Source organism: Streptomyces sp. W16, from assembly GCF_033194735.1.
Taxonomy (GTDB): Bacteria; Actinomycetota; Actinomycetes; order Streptomycetales; family Streptomycetaceae; genus Streptomyces.
The window spans coordinates 1-20,871 of the sequence record NZ_JAWOAI010000131.1 but is presented as its reverse complement, the minus strand read 5'-3'; the positions used below and the strand labels follow the sequence as shown (position 1 = coordinate 20,871).

Genomic DNA, 20,871 nt, shown 5'->3' with positions numbered 1-20,871 from the left:
CGCAGCGCCAGAAGGGTGCCCAGCCATTCCGGCAGGGAGCGCCCCCGGCGTCGTACGACAGCGAGGACCACGAGGAGCGCGGCGACCGCGAGCGCGGGCACGAGCGCGACCGGGCCGATGAGCCAGCTGGAGACCGCGAGCGCCGCCGCGACCTCCAGCAGCACCAGCCGCTGGGTCGTGAACGAACCCCCGCGCCCCGAACGCGACTTCAGGTGCGGTGTGAAGGAACCGCGATACGGCGCGGTCGACCGGGACGTCGGCGGACGGGGTGCAGGCGGACGGGAATCCGTGCCTGGTTCCACTCCCGATCCTGATTGCGATCGCGACCGGTTCCGCGTTGCGGAAGCCATCACTCCAAAACCCCCGAACTCTCCCGAAATTCCCTGCGCTCTGGTCCCCTCAGGGCCCGAGCACCCTACCCGTGACACAAGCACACCCACGCAACAGGCATAGTAGGGGGCGGGTCTGACACCTTGGGTATCAGAGGCAACCGGGGGTGGGGGACGTATCTCCACAGGTCCTCCACGGCTCCGCACGGGGAGAGAGCGGACACAGATGGCATCACGGCGCGACGAACTCAACGCCTACACCTTCGCGAAGCGCCGCACGCTCGCGTCCTTCCTGCAGCCGTCCCCGACGGGCTCGGAAGAAGGAGCGCCGAAACCGCTGGGCGCGCTGGTGCCCGGCGTCGTCGTCGGCGTGGTGATTCTCGCGGTGTTCGGCGGTATCGGCATGTTCAAGCCGACGGCGCCCCAGGGCTGGGCCGACGTCGAGTCGCACGTCATCGTGGCGAGCAAGTCGACCACGCGGTACGTGGTGCTGACCACCGGCAAGAACAAGCAGAAGCAGCTGCACCCGGTCCTCAACATGGCCTCCGCGAAACTCCTGCTGGATCCGAACAAGTCGAGCGTCATCACCGTCGACGAGAACGTCCTCGACAGCGGCAAGCTCCCGCACGGCGCCACTATCGGCATCCCCTACGCCCCCGACCGCCTCCCCTCCTCCGGCGAGGCCGAGTCGGCCAAGCGCTGGGCCGTGTGCGAGCGCCCCAGCGCCGGCGGACGCGCCATCCAGAAGGCGACGTTCGTGCTCGCGAAGAAGGAGTGGCCGAAGACGGAGGGCACCGGCAGGCTCTCCGGCGGCGACCTGATGTACGTCGTCGCCCCGGACGGCAAGACCCAGTACGTGGTCGACGCCAGCGGCACCGCCTACGAGATCGCCGACCCCTCGGACAACGAACTCCTCAAGGCCCTCGACACCCAGGGCCGGGCCCCGCAGCGCGTCTCCCAGGAATGGCTCGACACCCTCCACAAGGGCGACGAGATCTCCATCCCGAAGATCACCGGCGGCACCCCGGGCGCGAAGGCGGGCGCCTCCGACCTGCTGGAGGACTACGACAAGGTCGGCGAGGTCATCAAGGCCTACGCGGGCCAGGTGATGCAGTACTACGTGGTGCTGCCCGGCAAGGTGGCCCGTATCTCCGAGTTCACCGCCACGCTCCTGCTCAACAGCGGGGACCTCGTGGGCGTCGGACAGGCGGGCGAGGCCCAGCAGGTCAGCCCGGGCGCGGTCGCCGACAGCACCACCTTCGACGCGGACAAGAACTGGCCGACGGACAAGCCGAGGACGGTGAACGACGGCACCAGCGCCACCAGCGGTCCCAACACCGTCTGCAACGTGCTGCGTTCGGTCGGCGCCGACAACAAGACCACCCTCTCCACCTGGGTCGGCACCGACTACCCGGCGCAGCTGCCCACCGGCTCCTCCAGCGCGTACGTCACCGCCGGTTCGGGCCAGCTCTTCCGTCAGGTCAAGGGCACCGAGGCGAAGGCGGGCCCGGTCTTCCTGGTCACCGACACGGGCCTGCGCTACGCCCTGCAGTCCAACAGCGACAGCGCCACCGACGACAGCGGCATCGGCACCACCGCGGCGCAGCGCAAGCAGGAGCTGAGCGAGGCCGAGATCGCGCAGACCCGCCTCGGCTACGAGAAGGTCACCCCCACCCCCGTCCCCGCCGAGTGGTCGACGTTCCTGCCGATGGGCCCCCGCCTGTCGGAGGCGGCGGCACGGCAGCCGCAGGGTTCGTAGGCGCGACGGGGGAGGAGGCCAACTCATGCTGTTCGTAAGGAAATTGGGGACACACGGGCGTGTCTGGACGGCGGCCGGGTCCGCGCTGATGGTGACGGCTTCACTGGTGGCCGTACCGCTGTCGGTGTCGTTGTCCCTGTCCACCCCGGCGTGGGCGGACGACGGCCAGTGCACGTTCCCGTCGAAGGACTACACGGGCCGCCCGTGGGCCCTGCAGCGCGTCAATCTCGACGAGTTGTGGGCGGAGTCCACCGGCAAGGGCGTCAAGGTGGCCGTGATCGACACCGGCGTCGACGTCAAGAACAAGCAGCTGAAGGCGGCGGTCGACGCGTCCAAGGGCGAGAACCTGCTGCCCCCCAAGAACTCCAAGGGCGAGAAGATCGACCGCGGCAACAGCCAGGGCACCACCGACACGGTCGGCCACGGCACCCGGGTGGCCGGCATCATCGCGGCGCGCCCCGCCAAGGGCACCGGCTTCGTGGGCCTGGCCCCCGACGCGACGATCATCCCGATCAAGCAGAACGACGCGGAGGGCGACGGCACGGCCGCGACCCTCGCGACGGCGATCCGCGACGCGGTGGCCAAGGGCGCCGGAGTCATCAACATCTCCCAGGACACGGCGAACGCCGTGGCGCCCGACGACCGGCTCCGGCAGGCCGTGGACGACGCCCTCGAACAGAAGGTCGTGGTCGTCGCCTCCGCGGGCAACGACGGCCTCGGCGGCAACGTCAAGGTCACCTACCCGGCCTCCTACGACGGTGTCCTCGCCGTGGCGGCCTCCGACCGCAACAACGAACGCGCCTCCTTCTCCCAGTCCGGCGACTTCGTCGGCGTGGCCGCGCCCGGCGTCGACATGATCTCCACGGTTCCGGGCGGCGGTCACTGCTCCGACAACGGTACGAGCTTCTCGGCGCCCTATGTCGCGGGCGTGGCCGCCCTGTTGAAGGCCAAGTACCCGCACTGGACGGCGCGGCAGGTGGTCGCCCAGATCGAACAGACCGCGGAACGCTCGATCTCCGGCCACGACCGCCTCGTCGGCTGGGGTGTGGTCGACCCGGTCAAGGCCCTCACGGACGTGGATCCCGAACACCCGGTCGAGTCCCCGGCCCCCGAGGGCGGCGTCTCCAAGGCCGAGGCCCCCTCGGTGACCCCCCTGCACTTCGGCGAGACGGCGGACGAACGCAACACCCGGCTGGGCACCTACGTCGTCGTGGGCGGCCTGCTCGCGGTGGCGGGGCTCGGCGGAACGGCCGTCGCGGTACGGGACGCCCGTCGGCGGCGGGCGCGGTTGACGGGCGGCGGGGCAGGCGGCTGATGCAGACGCTGAACCAGACGAACATCACTGTCCTCGTGCTGGCCACCGTCCTCGTGGCCATGGCCTGTGTGAAGGCCGACTGGGTGCGTGCCTGGCGCGAGGGCATCAACCCCTCGGCCCCCGAAGTCCCCGACGGCGCCTTCGTCCTGGCCCGTGTCGTCTTCCTGAGCATCGCGGCCATGGGCGTCTACACGGCCGTGCAGGGTTTCGGTGTGGCCGACGATCTGTCGTGGAGCGAGGGCGAGTTGACGAGCGCGGTGCGCGGAGCGACGGACGACCTGGACGGTTTCCCGTTCCAGGTCGACCCGCTGGGCGCCCCTCTCGCCTTCGACGACTACGCGACCCTGATCGTGGACAAGGTGACCGAGAACGGCGGCGGCGACGCCCCGGCGACAGGCGTCAACGCCGAACCGTCCGACGCCGACACGGACGCAGACGCCCACCTCACGGTCACGGCGGAGGGCGTGGACAAGGCGTTCTGCGTCCATGTGGTCCGCACCCGCTCGAAGAAGGACGACTCCACCCCGCCGGGCGCCGCGGGCGCCGACGGCACGCTGACCTTGGCCGGCTACCGGTTGACGGCGACGACGCGCGAGGGGGCGTGTTGACCGGCGTGCGGTGGAAGAAGCTCAGGTTGCCGCTGGCCGGGACGCTGACGCTCGGCCTGCTCGCTGCGGTCGGCGTGACGCTGCTGTCGTCGGGCGACGGAAGCGGCCAACTCGCCGCCAACAGAGCACAGTTGAAGAAGGCCTGCGGCGGCCTGCTGCCGTACGACGAACTCGACGACCGGATACCGGACGACGCGCGGGGAACACTCCACCAGTACGGCACGCTGCTCCAACCCGCCCAGGAGAGCCGCTCGTTGCTGAACTGCAGCCTGGAGTGGGGGAGTCGGGGCGCGGTGCACGTCGAAGCGGCCACCCTCGTCAACCACCTCCCCTACGGACTGAAGACCGAGGACCTCCTGTCACCGGGCCACGAAGCCCCCGGCGTCACCGGCCGCGCGAGCGACGACAAGGGCAACCTCTGGATCGTGGCGGAATGCCCGAACGGCCTTGCCGGACGCGCCCGTTCGGTGTCCCAGCTGTATGTGTCCGTGTCCGTGGACGTGTCCAAGGCATCCGTACGCACGGAGTTCCGCGTGGCGGTACGGATCGCCGACGCCGTGGCGCAGCAGCAACACTGCGGCACCACGCTGAAGCCGCCCACCCGGGTGATCGACACCTACGAGGAGCACGACGCGAACGGCGGCCCCGTCGCCGAGGGCGACTACGACGACATCCGCGTCGACGAGCCGGGCCGGGGCGTGGCGAAGTGCGACTGGATGTCGGCCAAGGCCTCGGCACCCGCGCAGGGCACCTGGACCACGGTCGGCGACCTCCAGCAGTCCCGTCTGCTGAGCGTGTGCGGCGCCGACCGCCAGGACGACGACGAGGCCGCCGACCTGGCACCGGTCGCCCTCGACGCCGCCAGCTGGTCGGGGGAGTTGGGCCGCAGCGCGTACCGCGACTACGAACAGTCCGGTCAGTACCCCGGCTTCGACGACCGCCCCGACACCCTCACCGGCAACGACGCCCGACTCGCCCTCTGGGCCAGGTCGGAATGCGCGGCCGGCACGACGTACCACCGCGTGTCGGTCCGCCCGAAGGTCGGCAACCCCGTGGACCTGGAAGACGGCGGCACCAAGATGAGCGCCGCCGAACGTGCCGAACTCTCCAGCAGCGCAAAGAAACTGATGACCAGTTACCTGAACGCCTCCGGCGGCTGGCCCTCCGCACAGCACTGCCACGCCACGAAGCTGCTCGGGGAGGTCGAGGAGTGGAGCTGAGCGCGCGCTATAAGCGGATCATCCGCGTCACGGCCCTGGCGACGGCGGGAGCGTTGGCGGTCACCGGCGGATTCGTCTGGCTGAACGGCATGAACGACCGCGAACTGGGGCGTGCCTGCGGCGGGATGCTGTCGGTGGACGACATCCGTGCCGTACTGGGCGACGATCACCTGGACGTGAAGACCGGCTCGCGCGACGGAACCGACTGGTGTGCGGTCACCGCCGGCGACCGCGGCGCGAAGGTCACCGTCGTCGACACGACGAGGATCGGCACGGACACCCGACGGCTCTCGCTCGACGCGGTGCCCTTCGCGCAGGCCTCCGCCCACGGGATGCTGTCCGTCCCGGTCGGCCACGGCTGGTCCGGCCTCTTCGCGATGGACGACACCGACGCCGAGGCGGGCGAGGCGACGACCACACTCACCCTGACCTGCGGTAAAGCCAGCGAGAAGTCGTCGGCCGGCGGTAAACGGATCAAGGGCCTGGCGGTGACGGTCGCGGCGGACCTCGACACGAACCTCGACGACCCGGCCACCCGCCCCGCCTACGTACGCATCGCCACGAGCACGGCGGCGAAGGCGGCCAAGGCGTACGGCTGCGTGACCCACCTGGGCGACCGGACGGTCCGGACGGTCGGACTCCCGGTGACGGAGGACGAGTTCGAGCCCCTGGCGAAGACCTCCGGCACCTGCGCGGCCGTCCCCACGACCACCGACGTGACAACAGCCAGGGAAACGGCCCGAGCGGGAGCCCCCACCGAGACCTGCCTCCTGGCCGACGACGGCCTCGGCAACGACCGCTACTCCCTGCAGGCGGACTTCGGCCCCTACGCGGCCCAACTCAAGGCGGGATACGAGCAGGAGAGATACAGCTCGGACCCGACCCCGGCGGACGCCACCACTGGGCAACTCCTGGACGACAAGGGCTACTGGGGCAGCGCCGAGTGCCCGGCGGAGGGCGAACGGGCGGTGTTCAGGGTGGCGTTGACGGGGGAGAGCGCGAATTCCGGGGACCGGCGGCGGCCGACGGCGCCGGAGTTGGCGTATGCGAGAAGGGCGCTGCGTGCCTTCGCCGAACACTCGGCCAAGACACACGGGTGCTCGGCGCCGACCACTCCGTAACCGCCTCGCCACGGGCCTCAGCCCAGGCAGGCGTCAGACTTCGCAACGGTGGCCGAGTACTGCTCGACGAGGCGTCGCATGTCCGTCGCGGCCGAGGCATGCGAGGCCCGGGCCGTAACCCACAGCGAACTGTCCGACGAAGCGGAAGCGGGGCACTTGACCTTGCCGACGGCTCCGGTCTTCGAATAGATCAACTGTCCGTCGTCCGCACTCGCATCGCCCGGATCGACACCGAGCGCGGACAGGGCCACATCCCTGGCGGAGGCATCTGCCGCACGCTTCTCCGTGCTGATGGAGAACACCGTTTCCCCGTCGACCTGGAGCCGGCAGCGCCGCACTCCGACCGCGGAGGTCGGCTGCGCGCTGATCTTCTTCCCGGGCGGCAGTACGGGTTCCAGCGCGACGCTCGACATCTCGGTACCGCACAGCTCCTTCGGGATGGCGTACTCACGTGTGGGCGCCGGCGAGGAGCAAGCAGCCGATACGGCAACGAGCAGTGCCGCTCCGCAGGCGAAGACCGCGCGACGTTCTCTGCTGCCCGAGAGTCCCTGCACTGCGTAGTCCAATTCCGTTGATGAGGCTGCCTGTTGGGCGGGGAGCCGTGGACCGATCACCGGCCCTTGAACTGCTTCCGTCAGCTTCCGTCAGCTTCCGTCAGCTTCCGTCAGCTCGCGGCGGGAGACGGCGTGGTGTCGGCCTTGATGTCGAAGTTGATGTTGTCCCCGTCCACGGAGGACACCGTGACGGTGACGCCCAAGGTGCTGCCGTCGCTCGCTGTGAGCTTGCACCGGGTGGTCGTACCGACCTTGCCGGTGAGGTCCTCCGGGCAGGTGATGTCCGGCTTCGGCTGACCCGTTGTGGCGGCGAGCTTCTCGGAGACCGTGGTGGCCAGTTTGTCCGCGGACAGTTTCGGCGTGGACTTCCCAGTGGTGACCGAAGCGGAGCAGCCGACGAGCAGCGTGCCGACGGCCACGGCCGAGAGGATCGACGCTGCTGCGGACAACCGAATTGCGGGCATGGTGAACTCCGGAGTGGGGGATCTTGGCAGGGGGAGTCACGAAGCATACTTGGCGAATTCGCCGACCCCGCCGGAGGAGCCGTCCGGCCTGAGCCGAAGCCGTCGGTGCTTCCGCAACCGGACTCCGTGGGCACGCTTTCTCGTCGAACTCGACCGATAGCGAGTCCGGGACAAATTGCGCAAACAATGCCGTTTCCATGGCCCGATCGCGATTCGGGCTGCGCTTGAGTTGCGGCGGTGAATATCTGGTGGAGGTCATGGGGGCACTGATGGGTGGGCCGGGATTCCGGGTGTGATCTTGATGCTAACGTGCTTGCGCCCAGCGCCAGTTGCGTATGTGAACAGATGGAGCAGGAAGAGGGGGGATCTGTCGTGGCCGACGATCTCGGAGTGGGTCCAGGGGTCCTCAAAAAGGGTGGGGCGGACATTCTGGAGTGCCTCGATCCAGTCAAGAAGGTGGATCTGGGCGACCCTGCCGGACTGGCCACCTCGATCGGGGACGATGACGCCGCCGCCGCATTGGTGACGTTCTGCGCCACATGGGAGTCGGGGGCCGAGTTCCTCGCCGATTGCGCGGCGACCTTGGCGGCGGGGCTGAACAAGGCCAATGGCGATTACGAGGACACGGACGAGGCCATCCGCGACGCGGTGAACTCCGTCAAGACGGCACTGAAGTAGACGCCCACGCCCAGGCGTCAGAAACGGGGAATCCGCAATCATGGCAGCTTCACTCGGGTCGACGAGCGACCCGAAGGAACTCATTCCGGGAGACACCGGCAAGCTCGGTGATCTGGAGACCGCGCTCACCAAATGGTCGACCAAGTTCGAGGGAATCGGCGACGGTCTGCGCGACCTGCGCGTCAAAGGCTGGGTGGGCAAGGCCAGTGACGCCTTCTGGCCCACTCTCGGCAAGGAGAAGACCAACTGGTACTTCGCGGGCGACGCGATGTCCGGTGCCGCCAAGGCGGTCCACTCGTACGCCTCCACACTGCACTGGGCGCAGGGCCAGGCCGCGATCGCGATCGACAAGTGGAAGGCCGGGGACCACGAGGGCGCGGAGCACGTACTGAGTGCCGCGCGCAAGCAGCTCGATCCCGAGGCCGAGAAGCTGGCCAAGAAGCTCAACGACCTTGCGGGGAGCGCCTCCGACAGTCCTGACTGGCTTGTGGCGGTCAGGAGCGGGCTGGACGCGAAGAAGTGGGCCGACGATCACGGGGTCGGCAAAAGCGCCATCGCGCCGGAGGCATGGGCCAAGGAGAAGCAGCAGTGGTTCGGCACTGAGGAGAACCCGCGCCACAGGGAGAAAGCGTGGGGCAAGGACGAAGAAGGCAACTGGTTCTTCCGGAACAAGCCGGCGGAGTCGGAGGACGACGCCGACGCGACCCCGGGCAAGAAGGTCGAATGGAGCATCAAGCTCGCCGAGTGGTCGGGGAGCGCCAGCGCGTGGTCGGACGGTGGCTCCAAAGAGGGCACGGTGGCCGGTGTCGACCTCAAGGGCGCGGTAGGCGTCTCACTGCTGGGTGTGGACGGCTCTGTCGGCGCGAGCGTCGCGAACGGACAGTTCCAGGCCGGTGCTTCGGGGACCGCGTATCTGGGACAGGCTTCCGCGACCGGTAGCGCGGAGTACGGCATCCTCGGAGCGCAGGGCGAGGCGAAGGTCTTCGCAGGTGCCGATGCCTCGGCGAAGGTCTCCGCAGGCAAGGACGGACTGCACGGCGGCGCGGAGGCGTTCGCCGGGGCCAAGGCCACAGGGTCCGTCTCCGCTGACGTCGCCGGTGTGGGCGCCGGTGTGAACGGCGAGGCCTGGGCGGGAGCGGGCGCCGAGGCCAAGGCCGACCTGGGCAGGACGGACGACGGCAAGTACACCATCGGCGGCGAGGTCGGCATCGGCCTGGGCCTTGGCGGCAAGGTCGGCTTCAATATCAACGTCGACGCCGGAAAGCTGGGCGACGCGCTCGGCGACGGTGCTGACGCAGTAGGCGACGCCTGGGACAGCACCGTCGGCAGCTGGTTCTAGCCCGAGTCGAAGTCCACGTCGAAGTCCACGTCGAAGTTCACTGAAGGTTGGGATCCACCATGGCGGCCACGTTGCCGGTCAAGATTTCCTTTTCACTGCCGGACGGCTGGCAGGCGGCACCACCGGAGGAGGTGGGAACTCCGAACGTGGCTTTCGTCGCGCTCCATCCCGCCTCGATCGATGGCGGGTTCACCGCGAACATCACCATCTCCGGCGAGATGCGCAACGACAGCGCCACCATGTCGCAGATCGCCGACGAGGCGGTGCCGCGGCTGGAGCAGGCAGGGACGGTACGCGTCCTCAAGAAGGCCGAGATCGGCACACCGGATATCCCGGGCCTGACGGACTCTCCCGGAATCGTCCAGAACCTCGTCCTCTCCACCACCCTGCGGGGAGAGCCAGTCGAGCTGTGCCAGAGCCAGGTGTACCTCGGCATGGAGGACGTCGGGAATCCGGCGCAGCGCGCCGTGATCGAACTCGTCCTCACGGCGAAACGGAATCAACTCGACGAACTAATCGGCGACTACAAGGAATTCCTCAGGACGGTGGAACCGGCGGACGAGACTCCCGCCTAGGACCGACCGGATTGCTCAGGTGGTTGCCCACACCTGTGCGGGAATCCGGTCGAGTACATCGCACAGGTAGTCCAACCGCTCTTCGACGTCCTGCGGGGACAGCGTGCCTGTGTACCACGTGAACAGTTCGTCGTCGCGCAGCCGAAGCGGGGACTTCTGGGCGCGAGCGTCCGAGAGCAAGAAGGCCTGCATGGGATCGCTCAGGATGCTGTGGGCGAAATCCTCGCTGTCGGTGACAACCCGAAACTCCTCATCGAATTCCGATACACCCAGCAGCATCCTCGGCCGACGGCCGAGCACCGCATCCAGTTTGCCCGGTCGCCCGATCTGCAGGAACGGCCCGGAACCGGGCGCCGAGACCAGGAAAACCGACTCGATCGTCAGCTTCTTGGACTCCCCGACGCCGCTGCTGCCCGACAGGGGATTGGAGTAGCGGTACTCGAAGCACTTGAACGAACGGCCGCGGAACTCTCCGGTGACGTAGTGCCAGGCGCTCAGGTTCGAACCGCTGCCGGGCATGGGACCCACACCGCAGTACTCGGTAGCCCGCCCGCGCGCACGCTGTTCGTACGTCCACCCGCGCTCAGCGGCGACCCGCGAGAGGTCCGCCCACGCCTGCCTGATCCGCTTGTCCTCCTTGCCGCTCCGCACGAACGCCCTGATGACGAGGGCGAACATCCCCACCACGAAAGCGAAGAGGAACACCTTCAGCAGAATCCCTAGCACCGTCTCCATGCTCCTGATTATTGCGGACGCCGAGCCGAGGCCGGGAGTTGCCCCCTGACACTCCATGGTCAACGTCAACTTTGCGTACCGCTGGGCACATTGACCGGCAGACCGGACTCTGATGAACAGCCGAGGGCCTTGGCCATGCCGCGGGCGACGGAGTTCAGGACGGTCATTCGGTCCTTGCTCGGGTCGCTTACTGGGCGTTGGTTGGATGTGATGTACATCCGAGCCATGACGTAGCTCGGCACGTCTTTCTGCTTGGCGGGACATGAGAAGTAGAGCGACGCGGAGTTCTGTTTTCCGGTGTCGGCGTAGAGCCCTATCGGGTAGAACATGCGATAGGAGCGCTCATAGAGCGGCAGGTTGCTCTTCTTGGGGTAGCGCGAGGTTCTGCTGAAGGTGATATCCAGGAGTGGGTACCCGCTGTCGTCCGATGCCCTGTAGACAGTGCACTTCGTACGCTGGCTGAGCGTCGTCCCTATGTGAGCTGCGGCACGCGCGAGTGAGAACTTGTTCGGTTCGCCGAAGTCGTTCTTCCCGGGCAGTTCGTCGTACGTCGAGACTCCCGACACGTGATCGAGGGAGGCGGCCGCTTTTGCGTCGAGCGAAGAGTCACAGAGTCGGCCGGCGGTTACCCCGGCCGGGCTCTTCTTGTCGTTCGATGAGCAACCGGCCAAGCCCGACAGGATGGTTGCGGCCAACAGGATGACCAGACCTGTCCGCGCGGAAGGGAGTCGCTCGCGATTTCTGGAGATTGCGTCCACCGCCATGAATCAGTCCTTGTAGAGGGCGCGATCACGTTGGTCGTCCCGTTTTGAGTACTTCGTCGGCCCATGCCTCTGTTGTGTCGTGCGCCTGTATCTGTAGCTTTGGGAGACTGTTCCGCGGGGTCGCGTTCGGCATCGTCCACCCCCTTGCAAAGAAGGAGACCGCCGATTGGCGGCCTCAGCCTTGAGTTGCTTGGCCTCTTCCCACGCCATGGACGGCCCCTTCCCCCGCGTGCTCGACACCTGACGTTCGGTCAAGCTAGCAACCCGCCCCGGGTAATGCCCTGGTCGGATTCGCAATGCCTTGATTGTCGGGGTGTGAAGTGTCAGGGAAGACGGGTCGGTCGACCGTGACCCGGTGTCTTCGGCGGATCGTCGGCTCAGGCGAACTTCTTGAAGTTTCCCAGGGTCGTGGGGAGTTTGCTTCCTTGGAGGCAGTTCATTTGCTTGGCGAGCTTCACGGCGACCCCGTACCCGATGCGGGTCAGGTCTTCAGGGGCTTGAGTATCGGGGTTCCTATTGAGCTTGTACGTTGCGATGACCACGGAGATCGCCGTGTTCTTCTCGCGTCCGGGACCGACGGGGCAGCGGAAGTCGAGTAGCGAGGTGTCGGACGCCGCGCTCGCGTACGGCACACTCACGTCTCTCTCGCCGTCGCCCACGATGTCGAAAACGGTCCAGCCGTTGGTGCTTTTCCAGGTGTGGTCTGTGGTGCGGACCTTGATCCACTGGGCGGAGATGGTCAGTTGGCCTCCAGTGAGCTCGTCCGTGGCGACCGGCAGGCAGAGATCGAATTCCTTGCCCCGGTGTTCGAAGGAAGAATCGCCGAGCAGCTTCTGCTTCGCCTCGGAGAGGCTTCTGACCTTCTCGTCCAGAGAGAGCGAGGACTCGGTGAAATGCCGGGAACCGGTGATCCGCTCCAGAGCGGACGCGGGCCCGCCGCTCAGCAGGGAGCCGCACACCTGCGATGCGGCCTGTCCCTTGCTCGAAGAGCTCGGTTCAGGCGTCGACGTCGACTTCGACGAGCAGCCGCAGAGCGCGAACGCGAGAACGGCGACCGCTGTCGGAAGCGCTGACTTCGAGAGGGGGAAGGTCATGGTTCAGCCTTCGGAGGAGGGGAGCTGGCCGACGTCTTCTTGGAGCTGACTTCCGCTGGAGTAACCGTCCTGGTGTGCGCTGATCAAAGCGTTGCTGAGTGTCTGATACGTGTCTCTGGTCCAACGAGAATCTTGGTCGGCCCTGTCGAGCACCGAGTACCCCGGCTGCATCGAGGCCTTGAAACCGTGCTCGAAGACCTGGTTCCCCTCGGCGTGATACTGCTCGGAATTGTCCCTGTGTTGCGCTTCGGTGTACGCGTCCAGGTTCTTTTCGATCAGTGTGCCCGTCACTTCGCTGGTCTGATCGCTGACGATGGGGATCACCGTGGCCGCGAGACCGGTCTCCGCCTCGGGCACGAGCGAGAACATCCCGCCGGTGACCGCGCCGACGACCATCTTCTGGCGATCCATGCGGGCGTCGATCGCTTTGTTGTACGCCTCGTCCATGGCCTTCCCGTGAGCCCTGATCTGCTCGGCCCGAGCCTTGTCGAGCGTGCCCTGGACCTCGGCTCCCGTACGCACCGCGGTCTCGGCCTGGACGCTGTGCACATGACCCTGCGCGTCGACCGTCGGCGGGTGCGCGTCGACGAGGGAGGTGCTGTACACCTGCTGGGCCTGACCCACTTCCGTGTACGCGAGAGGATCCTGCCCCAGCGTGCTCAGGAACTTGGTGACCCCGAGACCCTTGGCGTCGAAGTGCGCACGCTCGCCGAGTGAGCTGCGGCCCCCGTTGTCCATGGCGTAGAGCGACTTGTCGGCGTCGTGGTCCATGGCCCAGTCGATGTCGTCGATGTACGCGGCCCCGATCTTTCCGAGGCTGTCCGAGATGCCCCGCTGCTTGTGCATCAACTGCGCACCGCTGAGGCCGACTTGGTCGTGCCCCTTGTACTCGGCGTCACGCCCGTACAGCGCGACCACCTTCTCGGCGACCCTGGCCGTGTCCGCGTCGCGGTGCAGCGCGGGCGGATGGGCGTCGTACGGCGCTCCGGTCGTCGCGGACTCCAGCGCGTGCCCGAGCGAGTCGTACCCCGCGACGGTTTTCGCGTGCTCGCCCACGTAGTCCTCGGGCCACTCGCGCTTGTCGGTCAGATAGTTGAAATTGTCGCCCTCGTTGAAGAACTGAGTCGACGCGTCCGAGTTGTGGCCCAGGGCCTCCATGAACCCGGTCATCGGATCCCGCCCGGCGTCGTTGGCGTCGCCGTAGTGGAGTTGCTCCCACTGGCCGGAGTGGTCCCAGGGAAGTACGTCCTTGCGGGTGACGCGACGCTGGAGGCCGCCGTACTCGTCAGACGTGTGCGACTTCTCGTAGGCGATGAGATGGTCGCCGTAGTCGTGGAGGAAGTCGGTTCTGTACTCCCCGTTGCGCATCAGGTTGCTCATCACCTGGAAGCCGTAGACGGGGTTCTCGCCGTTGGGCCGGACGTTCTGCCCGCCCAGGGTGATGGCGTCGGACTTCCATGTCTGCATCTTGTCGCTGTCGGAGTGGCTGGCCGTGGCCAGTGTCATTCCCAACTGCTTCTCGAAGCCCTCGACGAGCTTCATCCGTTCCTTCTGCGCGGCCGAAAGTCCCTCGCGGGAGCGGGGGTTCACGGCGAACTGGGCGTCGTCGACCAGGCTCGCGTAGAACTCCATGGTCCGCTTGGGGCCTACGTCGGTCGCGAACTTCTCGGCGAAGAGCGGGTCGTTCCTGTACCGGGCGAGCGTGGTGTTGAGCTCGTCGAGTTCGGTGTCGGTGACGTCGCCCGGATCCTTGGCGAGGATCTTGGCCAGCCTGTCGGCGGCCGCTACGGCCTTGGCGGCGGAGTCGCGGTCCGTGTACGCGGCGTCGGAGAAGCCGTACTCGGCCTGGTCGACGAGGAGTTGGAGGACCTTGGCCGCGCTGCTGTCGCTCTCGGTGGCCTTGCTGAGGATGTGCTCGATCTCGGTGCGGAGCGCGTCGATGTCCTGCTGGCTGGTGGTGTCGGTCTTGCCGCTGGGGTCGGACGCCCAGTCGGGTCGGGTGTTCTGGGTGACGACGAAGGTGCCGTCGCCGGTGTCCACCACGGTCAGGTGCTTCTTGGCGCAGCGGTCGACAGCGTTATTCAACTGCGTTTGGTAGCCGACGAGTTCACCGTGAGTGTCGCTGAGGATCTTGGTGATCGAGTCGGCCTGGGTGTGCGCGTCGGCGAACTCGGTGGCGGTCTTGTCCACGAACTCGCGGGTGACGGTGGCGTTGAGACCTGCCCAATCCGCTTTGTCCGCCTTGGCCTTGAGGTTGTCCTCGGCGTCCTTCTTCAGATCGGCGAGCTGTTTGGTCATCTGCTGCCAGTCGGTGATGGCCTCGCCGAGCTGCTGGAAGTTGCCGTAGCGGAGCGTGTCCAGATCCATCAGTTGTGCCCGCTCCGGTGGTCGAAGCCGTCGTCGAGGGTGGAGATGCTGCTGAAGGAGCCGGCGATGTAGACCTCGTCGCCGGCGTGCGCGCCTTTGGTGTAGTCGAGGTGGTTCGAGATGTGGGCGGTGGCGTCGAGCAGTGACCGGGTCTGGTCCGCCCAGCGTTCGGCCACGTGGTGGAGGGCGGCGCCGAGAGCGAAGCCCTGCTTCTTGAGGCCGCCGGCCGCGGTGAGGGAGGCGGAGCGGGCGTAGGTGCTGTAGTGGGTGAAGTCCTGGTGGAGCTGGTAGGCGGCATCGCCGACCGCGGCCAAGTCCTTCTGGCTGACGCGCAGATCACCCTGCGGGCTGTCCCCGCCACCACTCCCGCCCGGGTCCGCCGGAAGCTGGTTCAACTCCATCTTCGTCGAGTGCCGCTCCGCCGCCTGGGCCTTGAGCTGCTCCCACTCGTCCCACGCCATGCGTGGATACCTCCCCGTTACCGCCGTATTCCGTTATGCCCCGTAGTTTGCGCTTTGCCCAATGGGCGCGTCCGTGGCAGGGCAAAGCCGAAGTCAACGTAGCAACCGCTTTGTCAGGCTCAGGTTTTGTAGTCGCAAAGACTTTGCGATCTCGTTGCGGCGGATCGGGTGGGCGCAGGCGTGGGGCGGGCGGGCTCGGGGTGCTGCTCGGTGGCTGTTGAGGCGCCCGGGGCTGCTCTGTGGCGGTGACGGTCCGCAGGTCGCGCAACTGGGCAGACGGGTCTGGGGTGTTGCCTGCGCGATCCGGCCCGTCGCGTGTGGAAATTTGATGGAGGTCGGGAAGTGTGCCCAGGCCTGCGGAGACTGGCATGGTCATGGTTGGCTGCCCTGTGGTGGGGTAACGCCACTGAAGGTGCGTGATCCGCGAGCCACGAAGCGGCAAAAAGGGCAAAATGTGACGCCTGGTCCGGTGCCGTAACTGAGTTAACACACAGGCCGGTTGGACCCGATGTACAGGTTGACTACAGTGGTAAACGCGTTGTCAGGCGCGGCTCACTTTGCGATCGTACGGTGAGTGGGTGATCGTCCTCGGTCGGGCCGCGACCGATGGATGTACGGGGAAACGGGGAGGAGCGTCGTGCTTCCGGCAGACATGGTGGGGGGCGTGTCGGCTACCAGGGCGGCGAACCTGGAGGCCAGCAACGAAGCGCTGACCACCTTCATGAAACGGGTGGACGCAGTCCTGCGGGATCTTGAGGGGTCGGCCGGCAACCCGACGAAGGTGGGTGCTCAGGAGATCAAGCCAACCTCACTGAGTAACGGGGCACACGATCTCTTTCCCGAGGCTCGTGGGCTCTATCTGCAGTACAACAGGGTGCACACCGAGCTGACTTCCCTGTCCAAGACTCTGCATCTTCAGATCGAGGCGATCGGCATCGCGGTTCAGGGTGCGCATCGAGGCTTCGACAATCTCGAAGAGGAGCAGCGTCGGCGCTTCTGGTCGATCCAGGCGCAGATCAGGAGTGTCCAGGACGCGAAGCGCGACAAGCTGCACGCCAATGACTCGAAGACCGGTGCGGGGCTCTGACGATGACGGACAAGCACGAAGCCGACCTGGATCGAATTTCCACGCGTAACACCTACACGGACTTCACTCGGACCGCTGAGGATCTGCCTCAGGGTGGTGGGCTGTTCACCCGGCTGATGAACGGCACCTTGCGTGCCGCTGCCGAGCAGAGCCCCTATGCGAAGGCAGTGCACGACAGCACCGACTTCGACAGTACCGATCTGGGACTCAACGAGTTGCTCGACTTGATCGAGCAGTCAGACCCGGCGGACCTTGAATCCTCTGGGAAGGCCTTGTGGGATGCGCGCGACGCGATCAAAGCGGCGGCGACGGAGCTTGACGGCCATATCAACAGGGTCGAGTGGATCGGCGAGTCGGGCGAAGCGTTCCGTGCCTGGGGCGGCAACCTCGTCACCAATACACACCACTTGAGCGACTATGCCGGAGCTGCGGGTGATCAGATCACGGCTGCCGCTGTGGGGCTCGCGTCTGTACGTGGCGCCATGCCGTCCCGTGACACAGAAGCCGACCGGAAGCGCCCTCACGTCTTCACGGAAGCCGAGAAGGTGGCGAACAAGGCGGAGTACACCGCTGCCGTAAAGGTGGAGAAGGACCGGCAAGAGGCGATCAACCAGATGAATCGGTTGGCGTCGTACTACTCGGTGTCCGAAGAAGCCATGGCGTCGCTGCCGGTCAAGCAACCGGAGTTCAGCTCCATGCCTGACGTGGGCGTCCCCAAACCTGCGGCGGAATATCGTGTTGAGCCGGTGTCCACCACGCGCTCGGATGGAGTAACCGGACCGGCTTCTCCCACGAGCCATCACGCGACGGGTGTGACAACGGGCGATGCCACCGGGCACGGCACAGGTGAAACTCCAACGCCCGCGAAACATGTCCCTGACCGCACTACGTATCCTGATATCCCAGTAGGCACGAACATCGATAGCGTTGGCACGCTGCCGCCCGCCTCGCTTACGCCGGTGAACGGCCATACCTCGCCGGTCACAGGGACCCCTGCCACTGGCGTGGGCCCGGTCAGTGGGTTCGACAGCGGCTTCGGGACACCGATGCCCAACGCCGCCTCAAGCCGGAACATGGGCGGAGGTATCCGTACCCCCGCGTCCGCGCAAGGCCGAGTGGGCACGTCCGGCTCCAGTAACTCTGGACGTTCGGCGGGACGGGGGACGACGAACCAGATGGGCCGTGCCGCGGCCCCTGGCCAGTCCGCTGCCAAGGGTGGTGGTACTGGAGCGAAGTCGTCCCCGATGGGCCGCGGCATCAGCGGCGGTACCCCGAGGGCTGGTGGCGCGTCCTCGTCACGGGCCACCGGAGGCTCGGCCACCGGGGCGGGTCGCACCAACGGTGTGGTCGGAGGACGGCCCTCGAATGCTGCAGGCAAGCCGGGACAGGGCGGGTCGAAGATGCCTCGCGGCACGATCATCGGTGCAGAGGAAGCGGCCAACTCCCGGTCGGCGACGAGTCGGCCCGGACAACGCGGTGTCTTCGGAGCGCCGGAGTCGACCGGTCGGCCCGGTTCGAGTACGGGCTCGCCTCGTAGCGGTACAAGCAGCTCTGACGGTGTCACTGGCAGTCCTGCCGAACGCAACACCGCGGCCCGAGCCGAGCGCAATGGCATGACGCGAGGAGGCACCGGTCTCGTGCGCGGACCTGCCGGTCACGGAAAGCCCGGTGAAAACCGGAGCGCGCAAAGGGATTCACGTCCCGACTACCTGACCGAGGACGAAGAGACACACCTGCCCACCAACCCACGGCGCGATGTGCCGCCGGTCATCAACTGAGCGCGAGCGAGGACAGACAACGCCATGAAGTCAGGGACCAGCCGACGAGCCGAGCGGGCTGTGCTCCTCAGGGCGCGCTACGGAAGGCGGGCGCGGGCTGTAGGCGCCGCTGTCGGCGCCCTGGCCGCCGTGAGCATGGGCTTCGCTCCGAGTGCTGCTGCGTACGATGCACAGTCGAAGCAGTGGTATTTGGACCCGATGAAGGCTGAGGAGATGTGGAAGGTCAGCACGGGGAAGGGTGTGAAAGTCGCTGTCATCGACAGCGGGGTGAATGCTGACACCGCCTCCCTGAAGGGGCAGGTCCTGGTTGACGAGGTGCCCAAGTCGGTTTCCTATCACGCTACGGACGACTACACCGGCCATGGAACGACCATGGCTGAGTTGATCGCGGGCACGGGAGCGGGAGGCGGCCTTCAGGGGCTGGCGCCGGGGGCGAAGATCGTGCCCTTTCGTATCGACTTGGAAGGTCTGAAGGGTGCGGAAGAGAAGCGGAAGACACCTGACGACACAGAGGCGATCAGGGCTGCCGCTGACACCGACGTAAAGATCATCAATATGTCGTTCGGTTCGGAGGGGCCGAGTTCCAAAGAGGAGGCAGCTGTCGAGTACGCCGCTTCGAAGGGCAAGCTGCTCATCGCCGCGGTGGGTAACAGTGGCCAAACCGCGGGCACGATTGGCTATCCGGCGGCTTTCCCTTACGTGGTGGGGGTGTCGTCGACCGACGAGTCCGGCACAGTGTCCAAGTTCTCCTCGTACGGAGGCTATGTGGACCTCACGGCACCCGGGCAGGACTTCCCCGGCTGGTGCGATGCGAACTTCCGCTCGTACTGCGACGACGTGAACGGTACAAGTTCGGCAGCCGCCATCGCCTCGGCATCCGCTGCTCTGATCTGGTCCGCTCACCCTGACTGGACGGTCAACCAGGTCACGCGGGCACTGATCGATACGGCTGGTCGTGACTGGCCGAAGAACGATCCGAGCAAGTATCTCGGCTACGGTGCCGTTCGCCCCCGCGTGGTTCTCGCGGACGCGGGCTACGACCCGGGTTCCGCGAATGTGGACCCGCTCGCCAAGGAAAACGGTGGGGATCTGCTGGCCAAGTCGTCGTCCTCTTCTTCGTCCTCATCGACGCCGTCCGCCCCATCCACATCAAAACCCCAGCAAAACACCTCAACCGGCGGCACCTCAGCCGCAGGATCAACCGCCCAGTCGTCCAGCGACAGCAACACGCTCTGGATCGCCCTCGGCGGCGCAGCCGCAGTCATCGTCATCGGTGGTGCCGGCGTAGCCGTAATGCGCGCACGACGGGCCAGGTGACCGCGTTGTCCAACCGGACCGCGCGTCAGTCAACACACAACGCGCGTCAGTCAACACACGACGTGCGTCAGTCAACACAAGAAGGGTGAGCTGACCATGTCCAACAAGCAGAAGCTCGAAGATGCCGCAGTAGTCGATATCCAGAAGCAGATGCTCGACAAGTACGACGGCATCGCCAAGCGCGTGCACGGGCTTCAGGGTGTGATCGACGGGCTTGAGGGCCAGTGGCACGGTATCGGGCGCGCCGCGTTCGACAAGAAGCAGTACGAGATCAATGAGTCGCTGCAGAAGATCGGCACCATTCTTGGTGACGTCATCGAGGCGATGACCGCGACGCGCAACATCAAGGACAGCAAGGAAGACGAGGTCCGCGCGGCGGTCAACAAGATCGACCTCCAGGACGGTGCTCCGACCGTGACGTCCCCGCTGACCTCCTACTGAGCCACCCGGCAGAACGTACCCGCAGAACGTACCGGCAGGACGTAGCACCGCGTCGCACGACGTACGACCACGCCCACCAGCCCCACACGAACGAGACGAGGTAGACACCCATGAGCCGTAACTCCGACGGCCTTTCCGTCACTTATGACGGGCTGGACTTCGCGGCCACCAAGATCGGCAACGAGGCGAAGCAGCTGGAGCAGGACCTCCAGGAGCTCCGCGCGCTGGTCGTGAAGAGCCAGCAGTACTGGGAGGGTGACGCGCAGGGCACCTTCAACGAGAAGCTGCACCGGTGGGACAAGGAAGCCAACGACATCCACACCGCGCTGACCGGCATCGGCCACGTCGTGTACACGTCGGGCGGTACCTACATGGAAGGCGACAAGAAGGCCGCCAGCTACTTCCAGTAGAACAACCACGGCTCGACGTAGAACGTAAAACGTAGAACGTAGAAGCAACTTCAGGGTGGGTGCGCGCGGGAGGCGCCCACCCTGTTGCCGTGCCGAGCCCCTGCACGAGAGGGTGAGCACGCGCCAATGCCGGAGGGCGGAGGGCGGACGGCGGGGAGCGCACGACACATGGCCACGACACGGTGGATCGGCCCCTACGCGATCGTCACCCGGCTCGACGGCAACACCCCCGCCCACATCTCCACCCACGCCTCCGCCCAACCTCCCACCCCCGAACGCCGTTTCATCGCCCGCAGCCCCGACGGTGACCGCACCGTCCTGCTGAGTGCGCCCCTGCCGAAGGCCGACCCGGGGCGGTTCATGGCGGAGGCCGACACCTCGCGGTATCTGCTCGGGCCCTGGGTGCTGCCGGCCGCGGAACTCGCCGCCCCGGGCGGCGCAGCGTGGCACGCCCG

At 66.7% G+C, this 20,871-nt stretch carries 20 protein-coding genes and 1 pseudogene; 14 read left to right on the top strand and 7 right to left on the bottom strand.

The genetic code is table 11. The annotated features are described in order from the left end of the window. The first annotated feature begins 555 nt into the window (after window positions 1-555). From eccB to R6V09_RS19295, 5 genes are all read left to right on the top strand, one after another. Entirely contained in the window at window positions 556-2,088 is a 1,533-nt protein-coding gene (gene eccB / locus R6V09_RS19315) for a type VII secretion protein EccB (protein WP_317882655.1), read from the top strand. Between the two features lie 88 nt (window positions 2,089-2,176). Next, window positions 2,177-3,403 carry a type VII secretion-associated serine protease mycosin gene (gene mycP, locus R6V09_RS19310; protein WP_317882657.1) on the top strand — a complete coding sequence of 409 codons (1,227 nt, stop codon included), beginning with the start codon at window positions 2,177-2,179 and terminating at the stop codon, window positions 3,401-3,403. Continuing rightward, entirely contained in the window at window positions 3,403-4,011 is a 609-nt protein-coding gene (locus R6V09_RS19305) for a hypothetical protein (RefSeq protein WP_317882654.1), read from the top strand. The genes mycP and R6V09_RS19305 overlap by 1 nt, the downstream gene beginning before the upstream one ends. Further along, a complete protein-coding gene (locus R6V09_RS19300; RefSeq protein ID WP_317882653.1) occupies window positions 4,008-5,231 on the top strand; it encodes a hypothetical protein in 1,224 nt (407 codons plus the stop codon). Before R6V09_RS19305 ends, R6V09_RS19300 begins: the two co-directional genes overlap by 4 nt. Next, window positions 5,222-6,352, top strand: coding sequence for a hypothetical protein (locus tag R6V09_RS19295; RefSeq protein WP_317882652.1), 1,131 nt, complete (start codon window positions 5,222-5,224; stop codon window positions 6,350-6,352). Before R6V09_RS19300 ends, R6V09_RS19295 begins: the two co-directional genes overlap by 10 nt. 17 nt (window positions 6,353-6,369) lie before the next feature. Here R6V09_RS19295 and R6V09_RS19290 read toward each other — a convergent pair whose 3' ends face one another. Then, window positions 6,370-6,765, bottom strand: a complete 396-nt coding sequence (locus R6V09_RS19290) for a hypothetical protein (protein ID WP_317882651.1) — start codon at window positions 6,763-6,765, stop codon at window positions 6,370-6,372. A 251-nt stretch (window positions 6,766-7,016) separates the two neighbouring features. Further along, window positions 7,017-7,370, bottom strand: a complete 354-nt coding sequence (locus R6V09_RS19285) for a DUF4333 domain-containing protein (protein WP_317882650.1) — start codon at window positions 7,368-7,370, stop codon at window positions 7,017-7,019. A gap of 372 nt (window positions 7,371-7,742) precedes the next feature. Between R6V09_RS19285 and R6V09_RS19280 the strand changes: the two genes are divergently transcribed. The 3 genes from R6V09_RS19280 to R6V09_RS19270 are packed head-to-tail and all read left to right on the top strand — an operon-like array spanning window position 7,743 to window position 9,962. Beyond that, the gene (locus tag R6V09_RS19280; protein WP_317882649.1) at window positions 7,743-8,048 is read left to right on the top strand and encodes a hypothetical protein; all 306 of its coding nucleotides are present in this window, start codon (window positions 7,743-7,745) and stop codon (window positions 8,046-8,048) included. A gap of 40 nt (window positions 8,049-8,088) precedes the next feature. Continuing rightward, the gene (locus R6V09_RS19275) at window positions 8,089-9,387 is read left to right on the top strand and encodes a putative T7SS-secreted protein (RefSeq protein WP_317882648.1); all 1,299 of its coding nucleotides are present in this window, start codon (window positions 8,089-8,091) and stop codon (window positions 9,385-9,387) included. 59 nt (window positions 9,388-9,446) lie between these two features. Further along, window positions 9,447-9,962, top strand: coding sequence for a hypothetical protein (locus R6V09_RS19270; RefSeq protein WP_317882647.1), 516 nt, complete (start codon window positions 9,447-9,449; stop codon window positions 9,960-9,962). A gap of 15 nt (window positions 9,963-9,977) precedes the next feature. Here R6V09_RS19270 and R6V09_RS19265 read toward each other — a convergent pair whose 3' ends face one another. From R6V09_RS19265 to R6V09_RS19245, 5 genes are all read right to left on the bottom strand, one after another. Continuing rightward, window positions 9,978-10,766: a hypothetical protein gene (locus tag R6V09_RS19265; RefSeq protein ID WP_317882646.1), complete on the bottom strand. Its 789-nt coding sequence runs from the start codon at window positions 10,764-10,766 to the stop codon at window positions 9,978-9,980. After that, entirely contained in the window at window positions 10,763-11,461 is a 699-nt protein-coding gene (locus R6V09_RS19260) for a hypothetical protein (RefSeq protein WP_317882645.1), read from the bottom strand. The genes R6V09_RS19265 and R6V09_RS19260 overlap by 4 nt, the downstream gene beginning before the upstream one ends. A 377-nt stretch (window positions 11,462-11,838) precedes the next feature. Beyond that, the gene (locus R6V09_RS19255; protein WP_317882644.1) at window positions 11,839-12,555 is read right to left on the bottom strand and encodes a hypothetical protein; all 717 of its coding nucleotides are present in this window, start codon (window positions 12,553-12,555) and stop codon (window positions 11,839-11,841) included. 3 nt (window positions 12,556-12,558) lie between these two features. Beyond that, the gene (locus R6V09_RS19250) at window positions 12,559-14,922 is read right to left on the bottom strand and encodes a hypothetical protein (RefSeq protein WP_317882643.1); all 2,364 of its coding nucleotides are present in this window, start codon (window positions 14,920-14,922) and stop codon (window positions 12,559-12,561) included. Further along, window positions 14,922-15,383: a hypothetical protein gene (locus R6V09_RS19245; protein ID WP_317882642.1), complete on the bottom strand. Its 462-nt coding sequence runs from the start codon at window positions 15,381-15,383 to the stop codon at window positions 14,922-14,924. Before R6V09_RS19245 ends, R6V09_RS19250 begins: the two co-directional genes overlap by 1 nt. 637 nt (window positions 15,384-16,020) lie before the next feature. Here R6V09_RS19245 and R6V09_RS19240 point away from each other — a divergent pair. The 6 genes and pseudogenes from R6V09_RS19240 to R6V09_RS19215 all read left to right on the top strand — a co-directional run. Next, complete coding sequence (locus tag R6V09_RS19240; protein ID WP_317882641.1) at window positions 16,021-16,470, top strand: hypothetical protein; 450 nt, start codon at window positions 16,021-16,023, stop codon at window positions 16,468-16,470. A 2-nt stretch (window positions 16,471-16,472) separates the two neighbouring features. Continuing rightward, entirely contained in the window at window positions 16,473-18,248 is a 1,776-nt protein-coding gene (locus tag R6V09_RS19235) for a hypothetical protein (protein ID WP_317882640.1), read from the top strand. A 135-nt stretch (window positions 18,249-18,383) separates the two neighbouring features. Next, window positions 18,384-19,565 (top strand): S8 family serine peptidase, encoded by a 1,182-nt coding sequence (locus R6V09_RS19230; RefSeq protein ID WP_317882656.1) that lies wholly within the window; start codon window positions 18,384-18,386, stop codon window positions 19,563-19,565. A gap of 96 nt (window positions 19,566-19,661) precedes the next feature. Next, window positions 19,662-20,006 (top strand): WXG100 family type VII secretion target, encoded by a 345-nt coding sequence (locus R6V09_RS19225; RefSeq protein WP_317882639.1) that lies wholly within the window; start codon window positions 19,662-19,664, stop codon window positions 20,004-20,006. Window positions 20,007-20,116: 110 nt separating this feature from the next. Then, window positions 20,117-20,416 (top strand): WXG100 family type VII secretion target, encoded by a 300-nt coding sequence (locus tag R6V09_RS19220; protein WP_019075424.1) that lies wholly within the window; start codon window positions 20,117-20,119, stop codon window positions 20,414-20,416. Window positions 20,417-20,584: 168 nt separating this feature from the next. Continuing rightward, window positions 20,585-20,871, top strand: a pseudogene (locus R6V09_RS19215) (serine/threonine protein kinase); the annotation flags it as partial.

What these genes read in the sequence shown, in the direction of transcription:
- R6V09_RS19270 (WP_317882647.1), top strand. Translation starts at nt 9,447, where the DNA reads ATGGCGGCCACGTTGCCGGTCAAGATTTCCTTTTCACTGCCGGACGGC.
- R6V09_RS19250 (WP_317882643.1), bottom strand. Translation starts at nt 14,922, where the DNA reads ATGGATCTGGACACGCTCCGCTACGGCAACTTCCAGCAGCTCGGCGAG.
- R6V09_RS19225 (WP_317882639.1), top strand. Translation starts at nt 19,662, where the DNA reads ATGTCCAACAAGCAGAAGCTCGAAGATGCCGCAGTAGTCGATATCCAG.
- R6V09_RS19260 (WP_317882645.1), bottom strand. Translation starts at nt 11,461, where the DNA reads ATGGCGGTGGACGCAATCTCCAGAAATCGCGAGCGACTCCCTTCCGCG.
- R6V09_RS19285 (WP_317882650.1), bottom strand. Translation starts at nt 7,370, where the DNA reads ATGCCCGCAATTCGGTTGTCCGCAGCAGCGTCGATCCTCTCGGCCGTG.
- eccB (WP_317882655.1), top strand. Translation starts at nt 556, where the DNA reads ATGGCATCACGGCGCGACGAACTCAACGCCTACACCTTCGCGAAGCGC.
- R6V09_RS19245 (WP_317882642.1), bottom strand. Translation starts at nt 15,383, where the DNA reads ATGGCGTGGGACGAGTGGGAGCAGCTCAAGGCCCAGGCGGCGGAGCGG.
- R6V09_RS19220 (WP_019075424.1), top strand. Translation starts at nt 20,117, where the DNA reads ATGAGCCGTAACTCCGACGGCCTTTCCGTCACTTATGACGGGCTGGAC.
- R6V09_RS19290 (WP_317882651.1), bottom strand. Translation starts at nt 6,765, where the DNA reads ATGTCGAGCGTCGCGCTGGAACCCGTACTGCCGCCCGGGAAGAAGATC.
- R6V09_RS19275 (WP_317882648.1), top strand. Translation starts at nt 8,089, where the DNA reads ATGGCAGCTTCACTCGGGTCGACGAGCGACCCGAAGGAACTCATTCCG.
- R6V09_RS19230 (WP_317882656.1), top strand. Translation starts at nt 18,384, where the DNA reads ATGGGCTTCGCTCCGAGTGCTGCTGCGTACGATGCACAGTCGAAGCAG.
- R6V09_RS19235 (WP_317882640.1), top strand. Translation starts at nt 16,473, where the DNA reads ATGACGGACAAGCACGAAGCCGACCTGGATCGAATTTCCACGCGTAAC.
- R6V09_RS19305 (WP_317882654.1), top strand. Translation starts at nt 3,403, where the DNA reads ATGCAGACGCTGAACCAGACGAACATCACTGTCCTCGTGCTGGCCACC.
- mycP (WP_317882657.1), top strand. Translation starts at nt 2,177, where the DNA reads ATGGTGACGGCTTCACTGGTGGCCGTACCGCTGTCGGTGTCGTTGTCC.
- R6V09_RS19255 (WP_317882644.1), bottom strand. Translation starts at nt 12,555, where the DNA reads ATGACCTTCCCCCTCTCGAAGTCAGCGCTTCCGACAGCGGTCGCCGTT.